Source organism: Bradyrhizobium sp. (assembly GCF_052389815.1).
GTDB lineage: Bacteria > Pseudomonadota > Alphaproteobacteria > Rhizobiales > Xanthobacteraceae > Bradyrhizobium.
The window spans coordinates 43478-62410 of the sequence record NZ_JBQTHN010000082.1; the positions used below are offsets into that span (position 1 = coordinate 43478).

Genomic DNA, 18933 nt, shown 5'->3' on the forward strand with positions numbered 1-18933 from the left:
ATGAACAAATCAGCAGCAAAGAGAATGAAACAACGTAGCGCGGGCAAGCCCGACATCGAACTTGGCAAGCGAATCCGGTTGCGGCGGGTCGAACAGAAGATCTCGCAGGCGGAGCTCGGCGAAAAGCTCGGCGTCAGCTTCCAGCAGGTCCAGAAGTACGAGAAGGGCGTCAATCGCGTCGGCGCTGCGCGTCTGCAGCAGATCGCCAATGCGCTCGATGTGCCCGTGACGTTCTTCTACGACGGCGACAACAAGGCGCGTGAGGTCGAGAGCCTCCTGTTCCTCGACAGCGCGTTCAGCCTGCGTCTGCTGCGGGCCTACAGCAAGATCAAGGACCAGACCGTGCAGCGGCAGCTGGTGTCCCTGATGGAATCGATCGCGGCCAACGAAGACTAGACGTTACTGCGCCTCTGGTTTGCAGCGCCGCGGACCCGGTTTATGAACGCGAGACAATCGGCGGGTAGCCTGTTGCTGCGCCTGGCCACGTGTTGGTCGGGAATCGACAACACGAAGATGTCACCATCCGGCTTGGTGGAGGCCGGAGGGTCGACATCCAGCCGCGACGCCGAGCTGTTCGAACGCTGAGCTGTTCGGACGATGGCCCGGCAAATAAACATCGCTGCAGCGGCGACGACCCGGGCTCCGATGCGGAAGTGAGTGGCCGAATGCCACTGGACGCTCCCGCCTGAAGGTCGCCCGCGATGCTCGACGCTCCCAAGACCACGCAAAAATCCCACGCCGACGGCAAGATTCTGCAAAGCGCAGATGACGGCGTCGGCGTCATCACCTTCAACAATCCGGAAAAGCGCAGGCGCGACATGGAGGCGATCAAGGCGATCGGCAATGCCTGCATGGACAGCGACGATTTTCGCGAGGGCCGCACCGCCTTCATGGAAAAGCGCAAGCCGCGATTCGAGGGGAAGTAGGTCGCAGGACGGGTTGGACACCAAATCGCGAAAACAACCCCATGCAAAGTAGGATGTCCTACGAATCTACAACGCCGCCAGCACCGCCTTGGTCACATCGGCGGTGCCGTTGCTGCCGCCGAACTCCGTCGGCCTGATGCCGCCGGCATAGGCCTTGTCCACGGCCTTCTCGATGCGCTCGCCCGCTTCCGCTGCGCCTTCCACGCCGTGCTTGTCGGCGAGCCAATCCAGCATCATCGCGGTGGAGAGGATCATCGCGGTGGGATTGGCCTTGCCCTGCCCCATGATGTCGGGAGCGGTGCCGTGGCAGGGCTGGAACATGGCATTGCTGTCGCCGATATCGGCCGAGGGCGCCATGCCGAGGCCGCCGATCAGGCTGGCGGTGAGATCGGAGAGGATGTCGCCGAACATGTTCTCGGTCACCAGCACGTCGAAATCCCAGGGGCGCTTCACCAGGAAGGCCGAGCAGGCATCGACATAGACGTGGTCGGCCTTGACATTCGGATGGCGCTTGGCGGCCTCATCGAAAATCCGGCGGAAGAAGGCGAAGGCGCGGAACACGTTCGCCTTGTCGACGCAGGTGAGCGCGCCGGGCCGGCCGCGCGCCTTGCGGCGCTCGGCAAGGCGGAAGGAGAATTCGAACAGGCGTTCTGAGGTATTGCGCGTGATGATCAGCGTCTCGCGCGCCTCGGATTCGGTGACGACGCCCTTGCCCATCGAGGCGAACAGGCCTTCGGTGGATTCCCGGATCAGCACGAGATCGATGCCGCGTTGGTCCGCGCCGACGATCGGGCTCGGCACGCCCGGAATGAGCCGCGCCGGGCGCACGCCGGCGTAGAGATCGAAGTGAAAGCGCAGCTCGATCTGCGGCGCGATCTCGGTGTTGTCGGGGTAGCGCACCGACGGCAGTCCACAGGCACCCAGCAGGATCGCGTCGGCTTCTTCGCACAGGCGGATGGTGGAGTCCGGCATCGACTTGCCGGTCTCGCGGTAATGGCCGGCGCCGGCCGGCGCCTCGGTGAAGCGGAATGCGAGGTCCGATTTCGATTCGATCTTGCGCAGGATCTCCAGCGCCGGCGCCATCACCTCCGGGCCGATGCCATCGCCGCCGAGCACGGCGATGTGGAAAGCGTTGTTGGCGGACATGGGATTCCTTCGTAAGAACAACTGAGAGTGTCATTCCGGGGCGATGCGAAGCATCGAACCCGGAATCTCGAGATTCCGGGTCTGGTCCTTCGGACCATCCCGGAATGACGGAGACTACGGCGTCAGCACCGCGCGGCCGACCAGCTTGCCCTTTTGGAGGTCGAGCAGCGCTTCGTTGGCCTTGGCCAGCGGCAGCTTGGTCACCGGGATCGGCGGAATCTTCTTCGTGCGCACGAGATCGAGCAATTCCTGCGTCTCGCGGAGATTGCCGACATAGCTGCCCTGAATCGTCACCGCCTTGATCGGGATCAACGGCAGCGGGAACGTGGCACCGCCGCCGAACAGGCCGACAATGACGAGCTTGCCGCCTTTGGCGAGGCAATCGAAGCCGAGCTGCGTGGTCTGGGCGCTGCCGACGAGATCGATCACGGCGCGGATCGGCCCGCCCGCCTTCCTCTGCAACTGCTCCAGCGCGTCGGGTGCCTTGCCGTCGACGGTTGCAAGCGCACCGGCCGCCTCCGCCGCCTCGCGCTTGCGCGCATCGATATCGACGACGATGGCGCCCCTTCCGCCCATCGCCTTCAAGAGCGACAGCAGCATCAGCCCGAGACCGCCGGCGCCGAACACCACGATCGGCGTGCTCAGGTCGACCTTCTTCAGCGCGCTGTAGGTGGTAACGCCGGAACAGGCGTATGGCGCTGCAGTGACGGGATCCAGCCCCTTCAGATTGATGAGATACTTCGCGTTCGGCACGATCATGTGATCGGCATAGCCGCCGTCGCAATAGACGCCTAGCGCGTTCGGCTTGATCGCGCACATGTTCTCCTCGCCACCGAGGCAGGTCGGACACTTGCCGCAGCCGAGCCAGGGATAGACCAGCGCGATGTCGCCGACCTTGAGCTCGCCCTTGTCGGCCGCCGTGACATCGGGCCCGAAGGCGGCGATCTCGCCGACGGTCTCATGGCCCATGGTCCGCGGCAGCGAGACGCCGCGGTCCTTCAGCGACAGCGGCTTGCGGCCGTGGCCGAGGTCGTAGCCGCCTTCCCAGATGTGCAGGTCGCTGTGGCAGACACCGGCGGCCTTGACCTTGATCAGCACCTGCGTGCCTGACGGCTGCGGCGTCGGCTGGTCGACCTCTTTCAGCGGCGCATTGAAATCGGCAACCTGGAAACTCTTCATGGCGTCTCTCCCGCAAGATGGCTTCTTGTTGGGCCGGACCTTGCCACGTCCGTCCGATCGGGACAAACGCGCTCGCGCGGGGCTGGTATTCAGATCAGCGGGTAATGGCAGGCGGCGTACTGGCCTGGCGCCACCGCGCGCAATTCCGGCACTTCGGCCGCGCATCTGGCGTCCGCACGTGGGCAGCGGGTACGGAAGCGGCAGCCCGAGGGCGGCGCGATCGGCGACGGCGGCTCGCCCACCGCGACGCTTTCCGCCGGGCGCATGTCCGGATCGGGCACCGGAATGGCCTCGATCAACAGCGCGGTGTAGGGATGCGCCGGTTTGGCAAACAGCTGCTCGGACGGACCGACCTCGCAAAGCCTGCCGAGATACATCACGGCGACGCGGTCGCTCACCGCCTTCACGACCGCAAGGTCGTGGGCGATGAAGAGCAGCGTCAAGCCGTAGCGCGCCTTCATCTCCTCCAGCAAATTGAGTATCTGCGCGCGGATCGAAACGTCGAGCGCGGAGACCGGCTCGTCGCAGATGATGAAATCGGGATTGAGCACCAGCGCGCGGGCAATGCAGATGCGCTGGCACTGGCCGCCGGAGAATTCATGCGGCAGCCGCCCCATCACCAGCGCGGGATCGAGGCCGACCGCAGTGAGCACGTCGCAAACCATCTGCTTGCGCTTCTCGGGATCCTTGATGCCGGCAATCACCAGCGGCTCGGCAACGATATCGCCGATCCGCCGCCGCGGATTGAGCGAGGCGATCGGATCCTGGAAGATCAGCTGCACGCGCTGGCGCATCTTGCGCAAGGCATCGCCGCGCATCGCAGTCAGTTCGTTGCCGTCGAACAGCACCTTGCCGGATTGCGCATGGCGCAGCTGCAGCACTGCGCGGCCGAGCGTGGACTTGCCGCAGCCGGACTCGCCGACAAGGCCGAGCGTCTCGCCGCGCGCGATGTCGAGGCTGACGTCGGTGACGGCATGGACGGTCTTGCCGCCGACGGCATATTCGACGACGAGGTTTTCGACCTTGAGCAGCGGGTCGGCCATGGGCGAGGCTTGCAGCATCATGCGGGAACAGCGGCTGGCATTTCGATCGGGTGGAAGCAGGCAAATTGATGCGCCGGCGTTTCCGCCTCTGTCAGCGCCGGCTTCTCCTGGTGGCAGCGCGCGACCGCATAGCGGCAGCGCGGCGAGAAGGAGCAACCCTTGATCGGGCGGGTCGGATCGGGCGGCCGGCCGGAGATCGCCGGCAGCACGGTGTGCGGGGCGGCATCGAGCTTCGGGATCGCCGCCAGCAGCGCCTCGGTGTAGGGCATGCGCATTTTCTTGAACAGCGCCGGCGTCGGCGCCCGCTCCACGACGCGGCCGGCGTACATCACCGCGACCTCGTCGGTGCGGCCCGCGACCACGCCGAGGTCGTGGGTGATCAGGATCATCGCCATGTGGCGGCGGCGCTGCTCGCGCGCGAGCAGGTCGAGGATCTGCGCCTGGATGGTGACGTCGAGCGCCGTGGTCGGCTCGTCCGCGATCAAGAGCTTCGGCTCGCAGGACAGCGCTATCGCGATCGCCACGCGCTGGCGCATGCCGCCGGAGAGCTGATGCGGATACTGCGTCAACCGCTGCTCCGGCGCGGGAATGCCGACCGCGGTGAGCAGTTCGACGCTGCGCTTTCTCGCTGAGGCAAGATCGAGCTCGAGGTGTTCCTGCAAGGTCTCGATCAGCTGGGTGCCGATGGTGAGCACCGGATTGAGCGAGGTCATGGGGTCCTGGAACACGACCGCCAGCGAACGGCCGCGCAGCCTGCGCAGGGCTTCGCGATCGATGGTGGCGAGGTCCCGGCCGTCGAACATCACGCGGCCGGAAAGCTTCGCCTTCTTGGGCAACAGCTGCAGGATTGCGCGCGACAGCATCGTCTTGCCGCAGCCGGATTCGCCGACCACGCCGAGCGTCTGCCCGGCCGCGACCGTGAGATTGACCCGGTCCACCGCGCGCAGGTTGCCGCGCGGGGTCGGCAGGTCAACCGCGACGTCCTCGACCGAAAGCAACGCCTTGTCCATCAGAGCGCGCCCTGCCGCGGATCGGTCAGCGCCCGCAAGGTGTCGCCGACGAGATTGAAGGAAAGCACGGTGAGGAACATCGCAATCGCCGGCATGAAGGCGAGCCGCGGCGCAATGTCGAGGCTCTCGCGGCCCTCCCCGATCATGCTGCCCCAGCTCGAGATCGGCGGCGGCACGCCGAGGCCAAGGAACGACAGCGAGCCCTCGACCACGATGGTGACGGCAACGCCGAGCAGGAAGAAGGCGAACAGCGGCAGAATCACGTTCGGCAGCAGTTCGCGGAGCAGGATGCGCGCATGCGAAGCGCCGAGCGCTTCAGCGGCAATGACGAATTCACGCCGCGACAGCGTCAGCGTGGTGGCGCGGGCCACTCGCATGAAGGCGGGAATGCCGAGCACGCCGAGGATGAGCGTGAGATTCAAGATCGATTGCCCGACGAAGGCGATGACAGCCAGCACGAGAATGAGCGGCGGAAAGGCGAGCAGCACGTCCATGGCGCCCACGACGAAGGTTCCGGCCCGGCCGCGAAAGTAACCCGAGAGCATGCCGAGTGCGCCACCGACGGTCAGACCGATCAACGGCGCACAGATGCCAACGAGCAACGATATGCGCGCGCCGTAAATCAGGCGCGAGAGCTCGTCGCGGCCAAGCCCGTCCGTGCCGAGCCAGTGCGCCGCCGAAAACGGCGCGCGTTTCTCCAGCATGTCCATGGCGCTTGGATCCGCAATCGGCAGCACCGTGGCGAAAATCGCCACCGCAAAGACGAAGATCATCCAGACAATCGCCGCCCAGAACAGCACGCCGAGCCGCCTGCCTTTGCGCGCCGGCTGGGAGACAGCCTCCTCGGCCAGATCGAGTTCAAGCGTGGCCATGGCGGATCCTGGGGTCGAGAACGGCGTAGAGCAGGTCGACGATGAAGTTCACGATGACGAAGCCCGCGGCAACCAGCAGCACCACGCCCTGCAGGATGATGAGGTCGCGGGTGAGAATCGCGCTGACCAGCAGGCGGCCGATGCCGGGAAGCGCAAAGATGGTCTCGACGATCAGCGCGCCGCCGATCAGGCGGCCGATATTGATGCCCGTGATGGTCACCAGCGTCAGCGACGAGGGCTTCAGCGCATGCACGAACAGGATACGCGCCGGCGTCAGCCCCTTGGCCTTGGCGAGCGAGATATAGTCTTCCTGCAGGGTCGCAATCATGTCGGATCGCAGGATCCGCATGATCCCCGGCCATTCCGCCAGCGCCAGCGTCATCGCCGGCAACACCATGAAACGAAGGTTGCCGAGCGGATCTTCCGTGAACGGCACGTAGCCGGTCGCCGGCAACCAGCGCAGTTCGACCGCGAACAGGTAGATCAGGAGGATCGCCGACAGGAAGGTCGGTACCGACAGCAAGGCGAAGGCGGTACCGGTCATGAAGCGGTCGAACGGGCCGCCACTGCGCGCGGCGCATATGATCGCGATCGGCACGCCGATCGACAGCGCCCCCAGTTGGGCCAGGAGCATTAGCTCGATCGATACCGGCAGCCGCTCGGCGAGCGCCTGCAGCACCGTCTGGCCGGTGCGGAAGGAGCGGCCGAAGTCGCCCTGCATTATATGGCCAAGCCAGGTGAAATACCGCTGCCAGATCGGCTGGTCCAACCCCATGTCACGCCGCAGCGCAGCCAGATTCTCCGGCGTTGCCTGGTCGGCAAGGATCGTCATGGCGAGATCGCCGGGCAGCAGCGACGAGATCGAGAACGTCAGCAGCGACACGGCAATCAGCACCGGCACCAGATAGAGGAGCCGGCGTGCGAGGAAGAACGCCATGCGCGGCTATTCCTTCCAGGTGCGCGATACGTCGATCACCCCGCTATACATCTTGGGCAGGCCCTTCACCTTCGCCGTCGAGATCGCGTAGTAGGTGTTCTGGAAGGACCAGTACCAGATCGCCTCCTTGTTGATCATCCTTGTGATCTGGCAATAGAGGTCGATGCGCTTGTCGGTGTCGGCCGTGGTACGGGCCTTCTGGAGCAGACCGTCGAGCTCCGGATTCGAGTATTGGGCAAGATTCGCCGGGCTGCCGGTGTGGAAATTGGCAAACATCTGAACGTCCGGATCGGCGAGATCGACGATCCGCCAGCCAATCACCTGGAACTGGCGTGTGAAGCCACGCGCCGGAAACGTCGCCTGGTCGACCTGCTCCATCTCCATGTTGGCGCCGACCTGCTTCCAGAGCTGCTGTTCAACCTGGCCAGCCGCGCGACCGCGCGGCGTTGCGGTGAAAAGCTTCTTGAATTCAACCGGCTTGCCGTAATCCTTGATCAGCGCCTTGGCCTTCTCGACATCATAGGGCAGCGCACCGTCATCCTTGCACTTGACCCACGAGCCGTCGCCATAGGGATTGGAGGCCGGCTTGGCGAGACCATTGGTAAGCGCCTGCGACATCTTCTTGCGATCCAGCGCCATCACCAGCGCCTGGCGCACGCGGACGTCATCGAGCGGCGCAACCTTGGTGTTGAAGGCGGTGACGGTCGCACCGGATCCGGTGTAGGAGTGCACCGTCAACTTGGAGTCCTTCCTCGCCCTCTCGATGTTGTCGGCGCTGAATTCGTCATCCCAGATCAGGTCGACCTCGCCAGATTGAAGGCTGGCGAAGCGCGACTGCGAATCGGGCAGCGGTTTCAGGATGATGCGGTCGAGATAGACCTTGTCCTTGTCCCAATAGTCGGGATTTTTCTCCAGGATCATGCGATCGCCGGCGGTCCAGGATTTCAGGACGTACGGGCCGGTGCCGACGGGATTGCGGTTATAGTCGTCGCCCTTGGTTTTCCAGGCGGTCGGGGAGTGCATCGCCGCATTCTGGTTCGCATAGGACACCAGCGAGGGGAAGTTTACCGAGGGGGCGGCCAGGTTATAGACCAGCGTCAGTTCGGCCGGTGCCTCGACGCTCTTCACTTGCGCGATGTAGAAGGCGCAGCGGCACTTGTTGGCGGGATCCTTCTGCCGGTCGAAATTGGCCTTGTAGGCCGCCGCGTTGAACGGCGTGCCGTCATGGAATTTCACGCCGGGGCGCAGCTTGAAGGTCCAGGTCGTGAAATCTTCCGAAGGCTCCCAGGACAGCGCGAGCCTCGGCTGGGCTTTCCCGTTGGCGTCGAGAGTGGTGAGCGTTTCGAACATCGCGGATGATGCGGTCAGCGCGGCGGTGTCGTAGACGCCGACCTTGAGCGGATCGAAACCGGGGATATCGAGTTCGAGGCCTACTGTGATGGTGCCGCCCGGCTTTTGCGCGCTGGCGGGACTGCCCGACAGCACCATGCCAAATGCCGCCACAAGGAAAATCGGCGCAAATGCGCGCGAGCGTGCTGCCACGGTCATGTTTCCTCCCTCCAATAAGGCGTCCGTCCGGTATTCCGGATCGTAAACGACGTCTTGTCAGATTGACGGGAATCGCGCGCGGCTGCAAGCCCACAACGCGACCCGCGGGATGAAAAGCCGCAGCCTGCTCAGCGCCGTGCGACCACCGCCGGCTCTTCCGCAAACGCTGCGATCTCGTTGTCCGAAAGTCCGGCCTGCCTCAGATAGGCGCTGGTGTGCTCGCCGAGCGTTGCCATTTTCCTTGCGGCGGAAACCTTCGCGCCGGACATGCGGAACGGCAGGCTGAGCACCCTGAAGGTTCCGCCGCCGTCCTCGACTTCAGTCAGCGCGCCGCGATGCGCAACCTGCGGATCGGCGAGCGCTTGCCTGACGGTGCGATAGGCCGATGACGGCACACCTTCCGCGTTCAGCGCGGCAAGGCACTGCGCCGTGCTGATCGAGCGCGACCAGGCCTCGACGCCCTCCATCAACTCCATCCAGTTCTCGCGCCTGTCGGCATATCTGGCGAAACGGGGATCGCTGACCCATTCGGGATGGCCGATCACCTGCATCAGGCTCTGGAAGGTCTTTTCGCTGGCAATGGCGACCATCACATAGCCGTCGCTGGTCTCGATCGGGCCGAACATCGGCCGCTGCGTCGGCTTGACCTCGAATTGCGACCACTGCAGCTCGTTCAGCGTCAGGCTCAGCATGGACTCCAGCATCGATACGTCGATGTGCTGGCCCTTTCCGGTGACCTGGCGCTGATGCAGCGCAGCGCCAATGGCGCCGAAGGCATAGACGCCGGTCAGGACGTCGGCGTGATAGATGCCGCAATAATCCGGCCGGGTGCGGCCTGGCTGATAGGCGAGATGCGCCATCTCGTAACCGGAAGCGGCATGGATGACGGGCGCATAGGCCGGCAATTCCGCCGACGGTCCGGTCTGGCCGTAGCCGGAGATCGAACAGTAGATCAGTTTCGAGTTGAGCGCGCGGAGCGAGTCATGGTCGAGCTTCAGCCGCTTCATCACGCCGGGACGAAAGTTCTCAACCAGCACGTCCGTGCTCGCGATCAGGCGGCGCACGGCTTCGACGCCCGCGGGCGATTTCAGGTCGAGCACCACGCTGTTCTTGCCAACGTTGAGCTGGCCGAAGGCCGTGCTGCAATGGTTGCGCACCGGCGGGCGAGTTCGCATCGTCTCGCCCTCGGCGGTCTCTATCTTGATGACTTCGGCCCCCATGTCTGCCAACATGCGCGTGCAGTGCGGCCCCGCAATGGTGGTGGAAAAATCGAGCACGCGCAGACCTGCGAAGCTCCCTGTCAAGTTTCCCTCACCCTGCCCGGCTATCGTCATTTCAACTCTCCGACGTCGCATCGCGTTCTTGGTTGCGGGCGAACCTAATGGGTGGCGCCGGTCCGGGGAAGGCTTCGAACAGGAACCAAGTGGCCCCATGCGCATTTGCGCGTGGGGTAAAACTGGACCCGATTTTGCATAAAGTCAGGCTGAGGGTCAGTTCGAGGGCACCTTGAGGGTTCTTTTCGTTACGACGGAAATGGACGACTTCGTCCGGGTTGGCGGACTTGCCGCCGTCTCGGCCGCGCTACCCCGGGCATTGCGTGCGTGGAGCGACGTCCGGATCATCCTCCCGGGCTATCACGGCGTCATTGAGCAGCTCACACATGTTGAAATCGTTGGGCAATGTGCCGCGCTTGCAGAAATGCCGGCCTGCTCGATCGGCCGGGCGGCGACCCGCGACGGTCTTCCGGTCTATGTGCTGCTGTGCTCGGAACTCTACGACCGGCCGGGCACCCCCTATGGCGACGAGTCCGGCCAGGACTGGCCCGACAACGACCTCCGCTTTGCGCGGCTTGCCTCGGCCGCCGCCGAACTTGCCATGGGCATGGTGGACAAGGATTGGGCAGCCGATCTCGTCCATGCCAACGACTGGCAGGCCGCGCTCGTGCCCGCCTATCTGGCATGGAAGGGCGCCAGGACGCCTTCCATCCTGACCATCCACAATCTGGCCTACCAGGGCCTCTTCCCGCGCGAGTCGCTGCGGCGTATCGGCGCGCCGGAAGACTCGTTCCATATCGACGGGCTCGAATTCTACGACAAGCTGTCCTTCCTCAAGGGCGGCTTGAACTTCGCGACGCACCTGACGACCGTCAGCGCCACCTATGCGAGGGAAATCACCACGCCCGAACTCGGCTACGGCCTCGAAGGCCTGCTCAGCAAGCGATCGAATGAAGAACGACTGACCGGCATCCTCAACGGCATCGACGAGACCTGGGATCCCAGCGTCTGTCCGCAACTCGCCCAGCAGTTCAGCGCCGGTGACTGGCAGGGCAAGCGCGCCAACGCCGACTACGTCCGAAAGCAGTTCGGGCTCGCGGTATCGCGCGGGCCGCTGTTTGGCCTGGTCGCGCGCCTGGTCCATCAGAAGGGCATCGATCTCGTGCTGGCGGCCGCCGACGAGATCATCGGCTCGGGCGGCCAGATCGTCGTGACCGGCAGCGGGGAACCGGCACTCGAGGAGGCGCTGGTCGAGGCACACAGGCGCCGGCCCGACTCGGTCGGCGTCACCATCGGCTTCAACGAAGCGCAGGCGCGCCGCATCTTTGCCGGCAGCGATTTCACGCTGATGCCGTCGCGCTTCGAACCCTGCGGATTGAGCCAGATGTACGCGCAACGCTTCGGCTCGCTGCCGATCGGACACCAGACCGGCGGCCTTGCCGAAACCATCAAGGACGGCGAGACGGGATTCCTGTTCGAAAGGCCGTCGATGGATTCGTTCCTCGGCAGCGTGCGCCGCGCCTTCTCGACGTTCAAGACCAAGGATCAGCTGGACGCGATGCGTCGCAGCGCGATGGCGAAATCCTACAGCTGGGGTCTTTCCGCGGCCCGCTACAGCACGCTCTATCGCAGGATTGCCGCGCCCTGACGACCTCGATGAACCGTCAGCTCGCAGGCTCCTCGCGCGTCAAGGCAAGTGCAAGCGACCTGATCGCCGGGGCCGCGAGCAGAACCACCGGCAACATGGCGATCCACGAGACGAGCCACGACACCAGCCAGTTCCACAGGAAATGGCCCGTCGCGACGGACGCAAGGCTGGCGATCCCCGCCGCAATGAAGCAGGTCAGTCCGGACTGCAAAATGCCGAACACAAAATGGCTGAAGCGGCGTGGGATTGCGAACATGGACCACCTTTCATTTGATCCGCTGCAACTCCTATGCCACCCCGCTGGCCGACTTCAAGCGTTGATCGCGAAAACTCACTCCGCAGCCAAGGCCACCACTTCCGGCGGATCGTGCAGGACCACCCCCGAAAGCGGATCGAATTCGCCGACCCAGGGCTTGCGTTCCAGCACCGCCCTGGTGTGGGCATAGCCCGCATCCCAGCGCTGCATGATGCCCGACGGCGAGAAATCGATATCCTTGGTGTGGGTCTCGCATTCGAGCTGCGGCGCCAGCAGGCGCACCACGTGCATCCGGGTGGGACAGCCATAGCTTGCCAGCTCCCGCACCGCCTCAAGCCTGCGTTCGTCCTCGGGCAGGCGCGCGACCAGCTGGTTGATGACGTGGCGCAGCCGGTGCGCCTGCTGCTGGCGCGCGATGTGGCTGGCGATACGGCTGGAATACTGCACGTCCTTGTGGCGGTTCAGCACGTCCTTCATGGTGGCCGGCTCGTCGCCGGAAGGATTCCACAGATGCACGGCGAAGATCAGCGAGTTCCGGCGCGGATTGTCGTCGAACACGGCTTCCGTCGGCGTGTTGGAGAGGATGCCGCCGTCCCAGTAGAGCTCGCCGTCGATGCGGATGGCCGGGAAGGCCGGCGGCAGCGCGCCCGACGCCATGATGTGGCGGACCGTGAGCTCGCCGTCGCGGCTGTCAAAATAGCGCATCTGGCTGCTGCGCACATGCGCGGCTCCCACGGTGAGACGCGGCTTGCCTTCGTTCAGCATTCTGAAATCGACGAGGTCGCTGAGCGTCCGCTCCAGCGGCGCGGTCGAATAGTAGCCGGCGTTGTCGGCACCGAGCGGATAGGAATCGCCGGCATGCGCCAGCGGGTTGGGCCGGAAGAAGCCGGGAATGCCGTTGGTCACCGTCGCCCAATAAGAGAGCTTCTCGTTGAAGCCCGGGAAGATGTCGCGAAAGCTCCATACCGGATTCTGCTCCATCTTCTTCCAGAACTCGCGCAGGCGGGACAATCTGTTCTGCGGCGAATTGCCGGCGATGAGGCTGGCGTTGATCGCGCCGATGGAGGTGCCGATGATCCAGTCCGGCTCGATGCCGGCTTCGTGCAGCGCCTGGTAAACGCCTGCCTGATAGGAGCCGAGCGCACCGCCGCCCTGCAGCACCAGCACGACCTGGCCGGGATCGGGCCTGCCTGCTGGCCTGATGTTCGCTGTATTCCTGTCGATCGCGTTCATCGCCCGCTCCTCTCAGTGCGCCGTCCAGCCGCCATCGACCGGCAGCGCAATGCCGGTGATCGAGCCGGCCGCTTCGCTGGCGAGGAACACCGTGAGCGCGCCGAGCTCCTCGACGCTGGCAAAGTGCTTGTTCGGCTGTTGCGCCAGCAGCACGTCGCGAATGACCTGATCGCGCGAAATGCCGTGCGCCTTGGCCTGGCCGTCGATCTGCGCCTCGACCAGCGGGGTATAGACATAGCCCGGACAGATCGCGTTGCAGGTGATGCCGGCTTCGGCCGTTTCCAACGCGGTCACCTTGGTGAGCCCGACGATGCCGTGCTTGGCGGCGACATAGGCCGCCTTGAAGGGCGACCCGACCAGGCCGTGCGCGGAGGCGATATTGACGATGCGCCCGAACTTGTTCCTGCGCATCGCCGGCAGCGCCGCGCGCGTCGTGTGGAAGGCGGAGGAAAGATTGATCGCGAGGATCGCGTCCCACTTCTCGACCGGAAACTGCTCGAGCGGCGCGACATGCTGAATGCCGGCATTGTTGACGAGCACGTCGAGCCGGCCATGTTCCGCAACCGCCGCAGCGACCATATCCGCGATCTCAGCGGGATCGGTCATGTCGGCTGGTGAATAGCCGACCTTGACGCCGAAGTCGGCGGCAAGCCGCTCGCGGGTCTTGGCGATCTCGGCGGCGGCACCGAGGCCGTTGAGCACCACTGCGGAGCCCGCTTCTGCCAGCGCGCGCGCGATGCCGAGTCCGATGCCGCTGGTCGATCCCGTGACGAGCGAAACCTTGCCGGCGAGCGGCCGCGCGGCGGCGGCATCTTGCGTCTTTACCTGGATATTCATGACTGGCCCTCCTGGCGTGATGTCGGGCCAATCTGGCGGGCCGGCCATGATAAGAGAAATACCCTTTGCCTCCCGAAACCATAGTCGCCCGCTATTGCACTTTCCCTGTCAATTCAGTGCCTTGTCGGCTAGCTTGGCGGCCACCTGAGATCGGGGCACGATCATGGAAATGCACCAGGTGCGATATTTCCTCAGCGTGGCGCGCACGCTGAATTTCACCAAGGCGGCCGACGACTGCAACGTCGCGCAGCCATCCCTGACGCGCGCCATCAAGCAGCTCGAGGCCGAGCTCGGCGGCGACCTGTTTCGCCGCGAGCGGCCGGTTCAACTGACCGAGCTTGGCCAGCGCATGCAGCCATTGCTGCAACAATGCTTCGAGGCGGCAAGCGGCGCACGATCGCTGGCGGCATCGCTGAAGAACGGCGAGGTCGGCGCGCTGCGCATCGCGCTGACGCATTCGATCGACCTGTCGCTGCTCATTCCATATCTCGACCAGATCAAGCGGCAGTTCAACCGGCTGGAGTTCCGCTTCCTGCGCGGCGACAGCCGGCAGGTCGGCGAATACCTCAAGAACGGCGAAGCCGAGCTCGGCATCGCCGCCGAGCTCGGCAGCGACTGGGATCGCCTCGACGCCTGGCCGCTATTCACCGAAGGCTTCGAGCTCGTCGTCAACGGCCATCATGCCCTGGCGAGCCGCGACACCGTCGAGCTGGAGGACCTGCGGAGCGAACAGCTGTTGTCGCGCCGCTATTGCGAGCATGCCGACCGGATCGACGATTCACTGCGCGAGCATGGCCTCGGTGTCGACCGCAAGCACGATATCTGCTCCGAGCGCGACCTGATCGAGCTGATCGAGGCCGATATCGGCGTCGCCGTGGTGCCGCATACCGCCACCATGCCGAAGACGCTGAAGCGCCGGACGGTCGACGGGCTGGACGCACGGCGGACCGTGCATCTCTACGGCGTCGCAGGCCGCGAACGGACAGCGGTGGCATCGGCGGTGATGCGGATATTGCGTGGCGCGGACTGGCAGCAGTTTCTGGCCAAGGATGCGGGCGGGTAAATCATCCGTCATTGCGAGCGAAGCGAAGCAATCCATGCCTCGTCAGCGGCAGCATGGATTGCTTCGTCGCTTCGCTCCTCGCAATGACGGAAGAGGCTACCCCTCCTCGCTCGCGCTCCGCAGCGCGGCGAGCAGGTCGTCGATCTCCATCCGCCTGCGGAAATCCGGATCCACGAAACGCGCCTTCACCAGGCCGTCGCGCCCGATCACGAAAGTGGCAGGTATGGGAAGCAGCCAACCGTCATTGCCGTGGAAGCCGGCGAGATTCTGGTTGGACAACAGCCGCTGTATCTCGGTGCCGAGCCAGATCGCAAGATTGAGCGAGAGTGCATAACCGTTGTCGAGGTCGGTCAGCACCGGAAACGGCGCGCCGGACTCCGCCTTGAACTTCTCGGCATACTCCTGCAGCTCCGGCATGATGGCCACGACCTGCGCATTCATCGCCTTGATGCGATCCATCGCCTGGATCACCGCGCGGACGTTGAGCCGGCAGTACGGGCACCAGTGCCCCCTGAAGAACATCACGGCGACCGGCCCTCTGGCGATCAGGGAGGTCAGGGTGACCAGTCTTCCCGTATCGTCCGGCAACATGAAAGGCGGCATGGCCTCGCCCGGACGGGGCGCATTCTCGCCACCGCCATTTTCCTGAATCCGCTCGACCAGCCGGTCGACCGCCTCGCCATAGGCCGGAAAGATCTCGCGTCCCGCCGCGGCATAGGCCTCCAGCTGCTCGCTCAGGGTGCCTTCCATGTCGCGACATTGCAGGAAGGCGCTTCGCAGACGATCGGCATTGGCAGGCGTCAACTGCGTCATGTTCGGCTCCGGCATGTTCGAATGTTATCATATTTTCGAGCCGCGACCGCCCGCAAGGGGCGGCGCGGCGTCGCTTGGACCGTCAGTTGCGATAGAAATTGCCGGTCGGGTCGAGCGTACCCGAAACGGAATAGAGCTCGCCGTTGCTCATGAAGAATGTGGTGTTGGCCGGCACCTTGGTGGCGTGCTTCATCATGGCATTGTGGTTCTTTTCGCCGGCGGCCATGGCCATGGCGTTCATCTTGCCAGGTCCGCCGTACATGTAGGCCATGCCCGACTTGAATTCCCAGGCGCCCTGGGAGAAGGCGGTGGTGGCGATCGCGGCGAGCGCCGCGGCGGCGATCAGGGTCTTGGACAGGTGGCTCATTGGGGCTCCTCGAAGGTTGGACGCCCGCCGATCGGGCGCAGTTCCCATCAAACCGCCGACCGGCGCGGTTAGAAAATACCGATCCCAAATGGGTTCGATAGCCCGGAAGCATCGAGCGCCTGATAGCGGGGCGCTATCGCAACGAGAGCGCATTCGCATTTCATATCGTATCGCCGCGACGGCATCCTGAACGCCACGCATCCCGCCAACGGACAGGAGTTACCCATGATCCGCCGCTTCAGCCGCCTCTGCGCTTCCCTGGCACTCGCCGCCCTGCTGGCGATGAGCGCCGCCTCGGCCCGGGCCGACAGCGATGACGGCATCGTCCGCGTCAAGAGCGCAGTGCCGATGCAGGAAGCGATCGCGCGCATCAAGGCGGATATCGCCGCCAAGGGCATCAAGTTCTTCTCGGAGATCGACCAGTCGAAACTCGCCGCCGACGCAGGCATCAGGCTGCGGCCTTCGACGCTGCTGGTGTTCGGCAACGCGCCGCTCGGCACGCAGTTCATCACCTCGAATCCGAACGCCGGCCTCGACTGGCCGGTGCGGCTGCTCCTGACCCAGGACGACAACGGCGATGTCTGGGCGGTGTGGACCGATTTCGAATGGATCGCCAGGCGCCACAACATCGGGGATCGCGTCGCGCAGTTCAAGATGGCGACGACCGTAGTCAATTCCATCACTTCGACGATCGCCAGCAAATGATGCCGGCGACGAGCGCCAATGGTGAAGGCCGCGGCACGACCGCGGCCTTCCCGCATCCGGCAGGGAGATGAACCGATGAGTCTGGAAAAGTTCGATGTGGCGATCCTCGGCGGCGGCAACGCCGGCATCGGCGTCACGGGCCCGGTGCGACGCGCCGGCATGTCGGTCGCCATGGTCGAGGCGCGCGATCTCGGCGGCACTTGCCCGAACCGCGGCTGCACGCCGAAGAAGATCCTGGTTGCCGCCGGTCACGCCCTGCACGAGATCGAGCGGGCCTCGGTGCATCGCATCGCCGTCGGCAAGGCGAAGCTCGATTGGGCCGCCCTGATCGACCGCGAGAAGGACATGATCCGGGGCATTCCGGCCAACCTGGCGCGCGCGATGGCAAAGCGGCAGGTCGAGGTGATCGCCGGACAGGCCGCGTTTGCCGGCCCGAACACGATCCGCGTCGGCAACCGAACCCTGGAAGCGAAGCACATCGTGATTGCGACCGGCTCGAAGCCGCGGCCGCTGCCGATTCCGGGTGCCGAGCACATGATCACGTCAGACGAGATGCTGAGCGACCGCCGGTTACCGGGCTCCGTCGTTTTCATCGGCGGCGGCGTCATCTCGCTGGAATTCGGTCACGTCTACGCCCGCGCCGGAACCGAGGTCACCATACTCGAGGCACTGCCGCAACTGCTTCCTGCGATGGACGCCGACGCCGTTGCGCAGCTGCAGCGCGAGAACGAGCGGATCGGCATTCGCGTCAGCACCAATGTGAGCGTGCGCAAGATCGAGCCCTTCGGCGGCCGGTTTCGCGTCACCTTCGTTCATGAAGGTCGCGAGCAGGCGCTGGAGGCCGAGCGCGTCGTCAATGGTGCCGGACGCGTTGCCAACGTGGATGAACTGGACCTCGAAGCCGGCCGTGTCTCCCATGCCAACGGCCACGTGGCGGTCGATGCACATCTTCGATCGACTTCGAATCCGTCGGTCCATGTCTGCGGCGACGCCGTACCGACTTCGCCGCAGCTTTCGCCGATCGCCACCTACGAGGGCGACATCGTCGGCCGCAACATCGTCGAAGGGCCGAAATACGGACCCGACTATCTGAGCATGGCGAGCTCGGTATACACCGTGCCCACCCTCGCCGCCGTCGGCCTCACCGAGAAGGCGGCGCGACAGAAGGGTCTCGCGGCCGACATCCATGTCAACGACATGCTCGACTGGTTCTCCGCCCGCACCTGTGCGGAGACGGTGGCGTGGTCGAAGGTGATCGTCGAGAAGACCACCGATCGCATCATCGGCGCCCATTTCGTCGGCCATGCCGGCCAGGAGCTCGTCAACATCTTCGCGCTTGCGATGCGCTTCGGCATCACCGCGACGCAGATCCGGGAAAGCGTCTATGCCTATCCGACCTTCGCATCCGACATCAAGCACATGCTGGGACACGCGTGAGTGGAAATAGCGCTTCGCTATCGAACCCAAAGCCATCCGGCATTTCCTTCTTGAAGCTTCTTCAACGAAATTGGTGCGGTAGCCGGCCAGATCAGTTTTGGGGCCGGGGCCACACAGCCAACACGGCCAAAGGAGATAACGACATGTCCAAGCCCAGCAAGAGTTCGCATCCGCTTCTCGCCGCATTGACGATCGCAGGCGCCGTTGCCACAGCACCCGTGGCCTTCGCCGGCGAATGCCCGGCGGACAAGATGAAGCCCAACGTCCGCGAGAAGGTCGACTACAAGCCGGTCGGCGTTACCGACGTCACGCTCGGCTCGATCAACCTGGAAAAGCAACCGGCCAGCATCAAGGATCGTGAGCTGCGCTTCCGCAAGCTGACCATCGAGCCCGGCGGCATCGTGCCCTGGCACAGCCATGACGACCGTCCGGCGCTGATCTACGTGCAGCAGGGCGACATCGTCGAGTATGCCTCGAACTGCGCCGACCCGATCGTGCACAAGGCCGGCGACATCCGTCCCGAAGTGGCCGGCACCTCGCACTGGTGGAAGAACCTCGGCAAGGAAACCGTCATCCTCTATGTCGGCGATATCCGCAAGGATCCGCACGACAAGCACATGTAACGAGCCCCTGCCCCTG

General features: G+C 64.6%; 19 protein-coding genes and 1 pseudogene. 7 read left to right on the forward strand and 13 right to left on the reverse strand.

Translation table 11 applies throughout. The annotated features are described in order from the left end of the window. The gene (locus tag ACT4OC_RS14320) at positions 1-396 is read left to right on the forward strand and encodes a helix-turn-helix domain-containing protein (RefSeq protein ID WP_444839646.1); all 396 of its coding nucleotides are present in this window, start codon (positions 1-3) and stop codon (positions 394-396) included. A gap of 404 nt (positions 397-800) precedes the next feature. Further along, a pseudogene (locus ACT4OC_RS14325) lies at positions 801-926 on the forward strand (enoyl-CoA hydratase); the annotation flags it as partial. A 66-nt stretch (positions 927-992) separates the two neighbouring features. Here the strand turns inward: ACT4OC_RS14325 and ACT4OC_RS14330 are convergent. The 8 genes from ACT4OC_RS14330 to ACT4OC_RS14365 form a co-directional block, all read right to left on the reverse strand. Beyond that, positions 993-2072 (reverse strand): isocitrate/isopropylmalate dehydrogenase family protein, encoded by a 1080-nt coding sequence (locus ACT4OC_RS14330; protein ID WP_444839647.1) that lies wholly within the window; start codon positions 2070-2072, stop codon positions 993-995. Between the two features lie 114 nt (positions 2073-2186). Next, a complete protein-coding gene (locus ACT4OC_RS14335; protein ID WP_444839648.1) occupies positions 2187-3251 on the reverse strand; it encodes an alcohol dehydrogenase in 1065 nt (354 codons plus the stop codon). An 89-nt stretch (positions 3252-3340) separates the two neighbouring features. Beyond that, the gene (locus ACT4OC_RS14340; RefSeq protein ID WP_444839649.1) at positions 3341-4294 is read right to left on the reverse strand and encodes an ABC transporter ATP-binding protein; all 954 of its coding nucleotides are present in this window, start codon (positions 4292-4294) and stop codon (positions 3341-3343) included. 17 nt (positions 4295-4311) lie between these two features. Continuing rightward, positions 4312-5304, reverse strand: a complete 993-nt coding sequence (locus ACT4OC_RS14345; protein ID WP_444839650.1) for an ABC transporter ATP-binding protein — start codon at positions 5302-5304, stop codon at positions 4312-4314. Next, positions 5304-6176, reverse strand: a complete 873-nt coding sequence (locus ACT4OC_RS14350) for an ABC transporter permease (protein WP_444839651.1) — start codon at positions 6174-6176, stop codon at positions 5304-5306. The genes ACT4OC_RS14345 and ACT4OC_RS14350 overlap by 1 nt, the downstream gene beginning before the upstream one ends. Next, on the reverse strand, positions 6163-7113 hold the full coding sequence (locus ACT4OC_RS14355) for an ABC transporter permease (protein ID WP_444839652.1): 951 nt from the start codon (positions 7111-7113) through the stop codon (positions 6163-6165). Before ACT4OC_RS14355 ends, ACT4OC_RS14350 begins: the two co-directional genes overlap by 14 nt. A gap of 6 nt (positions 7114-7119) precedes the next feature. Continuing rightward, the gene (locus tag ACT4OC_RS14360; RefSeq protein ID WP_444839653.1) at positions 7120-8661 is read right to left on the reverse strand and encodes an ABC transporter substrate-binding protein; all 1542 of its coding nucleotides are present in this window, start codon (positions 8659-8661) and stop codon (positions 7120-7122) included. A 128-nt stretch (positions 8662-8789) separates the two neighbouring features. Then, positions 8790-9995 (reverse strand): CaiB/BaiF CoA transferase family protein, encoded by a 1206-nt coding sequence (locus ACT4OC_RS14365; protein ID WP_444839654.1) that lies wholly within the window; start codon positions 9993-9995, stop codon positions 8790-8792. Positions 9996-10194: 199 nt separating this feature from the next. Here ACT4OC_RS14365 and glgA point away from each other — a divergent pair, with 199 nt between their 5' ends. Continuing rightward, positions 10195-11583, forward strand: a complete 1389-nt coding sequence (gene glgA, locus ACT4OC_RS14370; RefSeq protein WP_444839769.1) for a glycogen synthase GlgA — start codon at positions 10195-10197, stop codon at positions 11581-11583. A 16-nt stretch (positions 11584-11599) separates the two neighbouring features. Here the strand turns inward: glgA and ACT4OC_RS14375 are convergent, their stop codons facing one another. The 3 genes from ACT4OC_RS14375 to ACT4OC_RS14385 form a co-directional block, all read right to left on the reverse strand. Continuing rightward, positions 11600-11839: a DUF2798 domain-containing protein gene (locus ACT4OC_RS14375; protein WP_444839655.1), complete on the reverse strand. Its 240-nt coding sequence runs from the start codon at positions 11837-11839 to the stop codon at positions 11600-11602. Positions 11840-11914: 75 nt separating this feature from the next. After that, positions 11915-13072: a patatin-like phospholipase family protein gene (locus ACT4OC_RS14380; protein WP_444839656.1), complete on the reverse strand. Its 1158-nt coding sequence runs from the start codon at positions 13070-13072 to the stop codon at positions 11915-11917. A gap of 12 nt (positions 13073-13084) precedes the next feature. Then, positions 13085-13909, reverse strand: a complete 825-nt coding sequence (locus ACT4OC_RS14385) for a 3-hydroxybutyrate dehydrogenase (protein ID WP_444839657.1) — start codon at positions 13907-13909, stop codon at positions 13085-13087. Between the two features lie 163 nt (positions 13910-14072). Here ACT4OC_RS14385 and ACT4OC_RS14390 point away from each other — a divergent pair, with 163 nt between their 5' ends. Continuing rightward, entirely contained in the window at positions 14073-14972 is a 900-nt protein-coding gene (locus ACT4OC_RS14390; RefSeq protein ID WP_444839658.1) for a LysR family transcriptional regulator, read from the forward strand. 96 nt (positions 14973-15068) lie between these two features. Here the strand turns inward: ACT4OC_RS14390 and ACT4OC_RS14395 are convergent, their stop codons facing one another. Next, entirely contained in the window at positions 15069-15785 is a 717-nt protein-coding gene (locus ACT4OC_RS14395) for a peroxiredoxin-like family protein (protein ID WP_444839659.1), read from the reverse strand. Positions 15786-15867: 82 nt separating this feature from the next. After that, a complete protein-coding gene (locus ACT4OC_RS14400; RefSeq protein ID WP_444839660.1) occupies positions 15868-16152 on the reverse strand; it encodes a hypothetical protein in 285 nt (94 codons plus the stop codon). Positions 16153-16377: 225 nt separating this feature from the next. Here ACT4OC_RS14400 and ACT4OC_RS14405 point away from each other — a divergent pair, with 225 nt between their 5' ends. From ACT4OC_RS14405 to ACT4OC_RS14415, 3 genes are all read left to right on the forward strand, one after another. Beyond that, positions 16378-16857: a DUF302 domain-containing protein gene (locus ACT4OC_RS14405; protein ID WP_444839661.1), complete on the forward strand. Its 480-nt coding sequence runs from the start codon at positions 16378-16380 to the stop codon at positions 16855-16857. A gap of 75 nt (positions 16858-16932) precedes the next feature. Continuing rightward, a complete protein-coding gene (locus ACT4OC_RS14410) occupies positions 16933-18294 on the forward strand; it encodes a dihydrolipoyl dehydrogenase family protein (RefSeq protein ID WP_444839662.1) in 1362 nt (453 codons plus the stop codon). Positions 18295-18437: 143 nt separating this feature from the next. After that, complete coding sequence (locus tag ACT4OC_RS14415; protein ID WP_444839663.1) at positions 18438-18917, forward strand: cupin domain-containing protein; 480 nt, start codon at positions 18438-18440, stop codon at positions 18915-18917. The last annotated feature ends 16 nt before the right edge of the window (positions 18918-18933 follow it).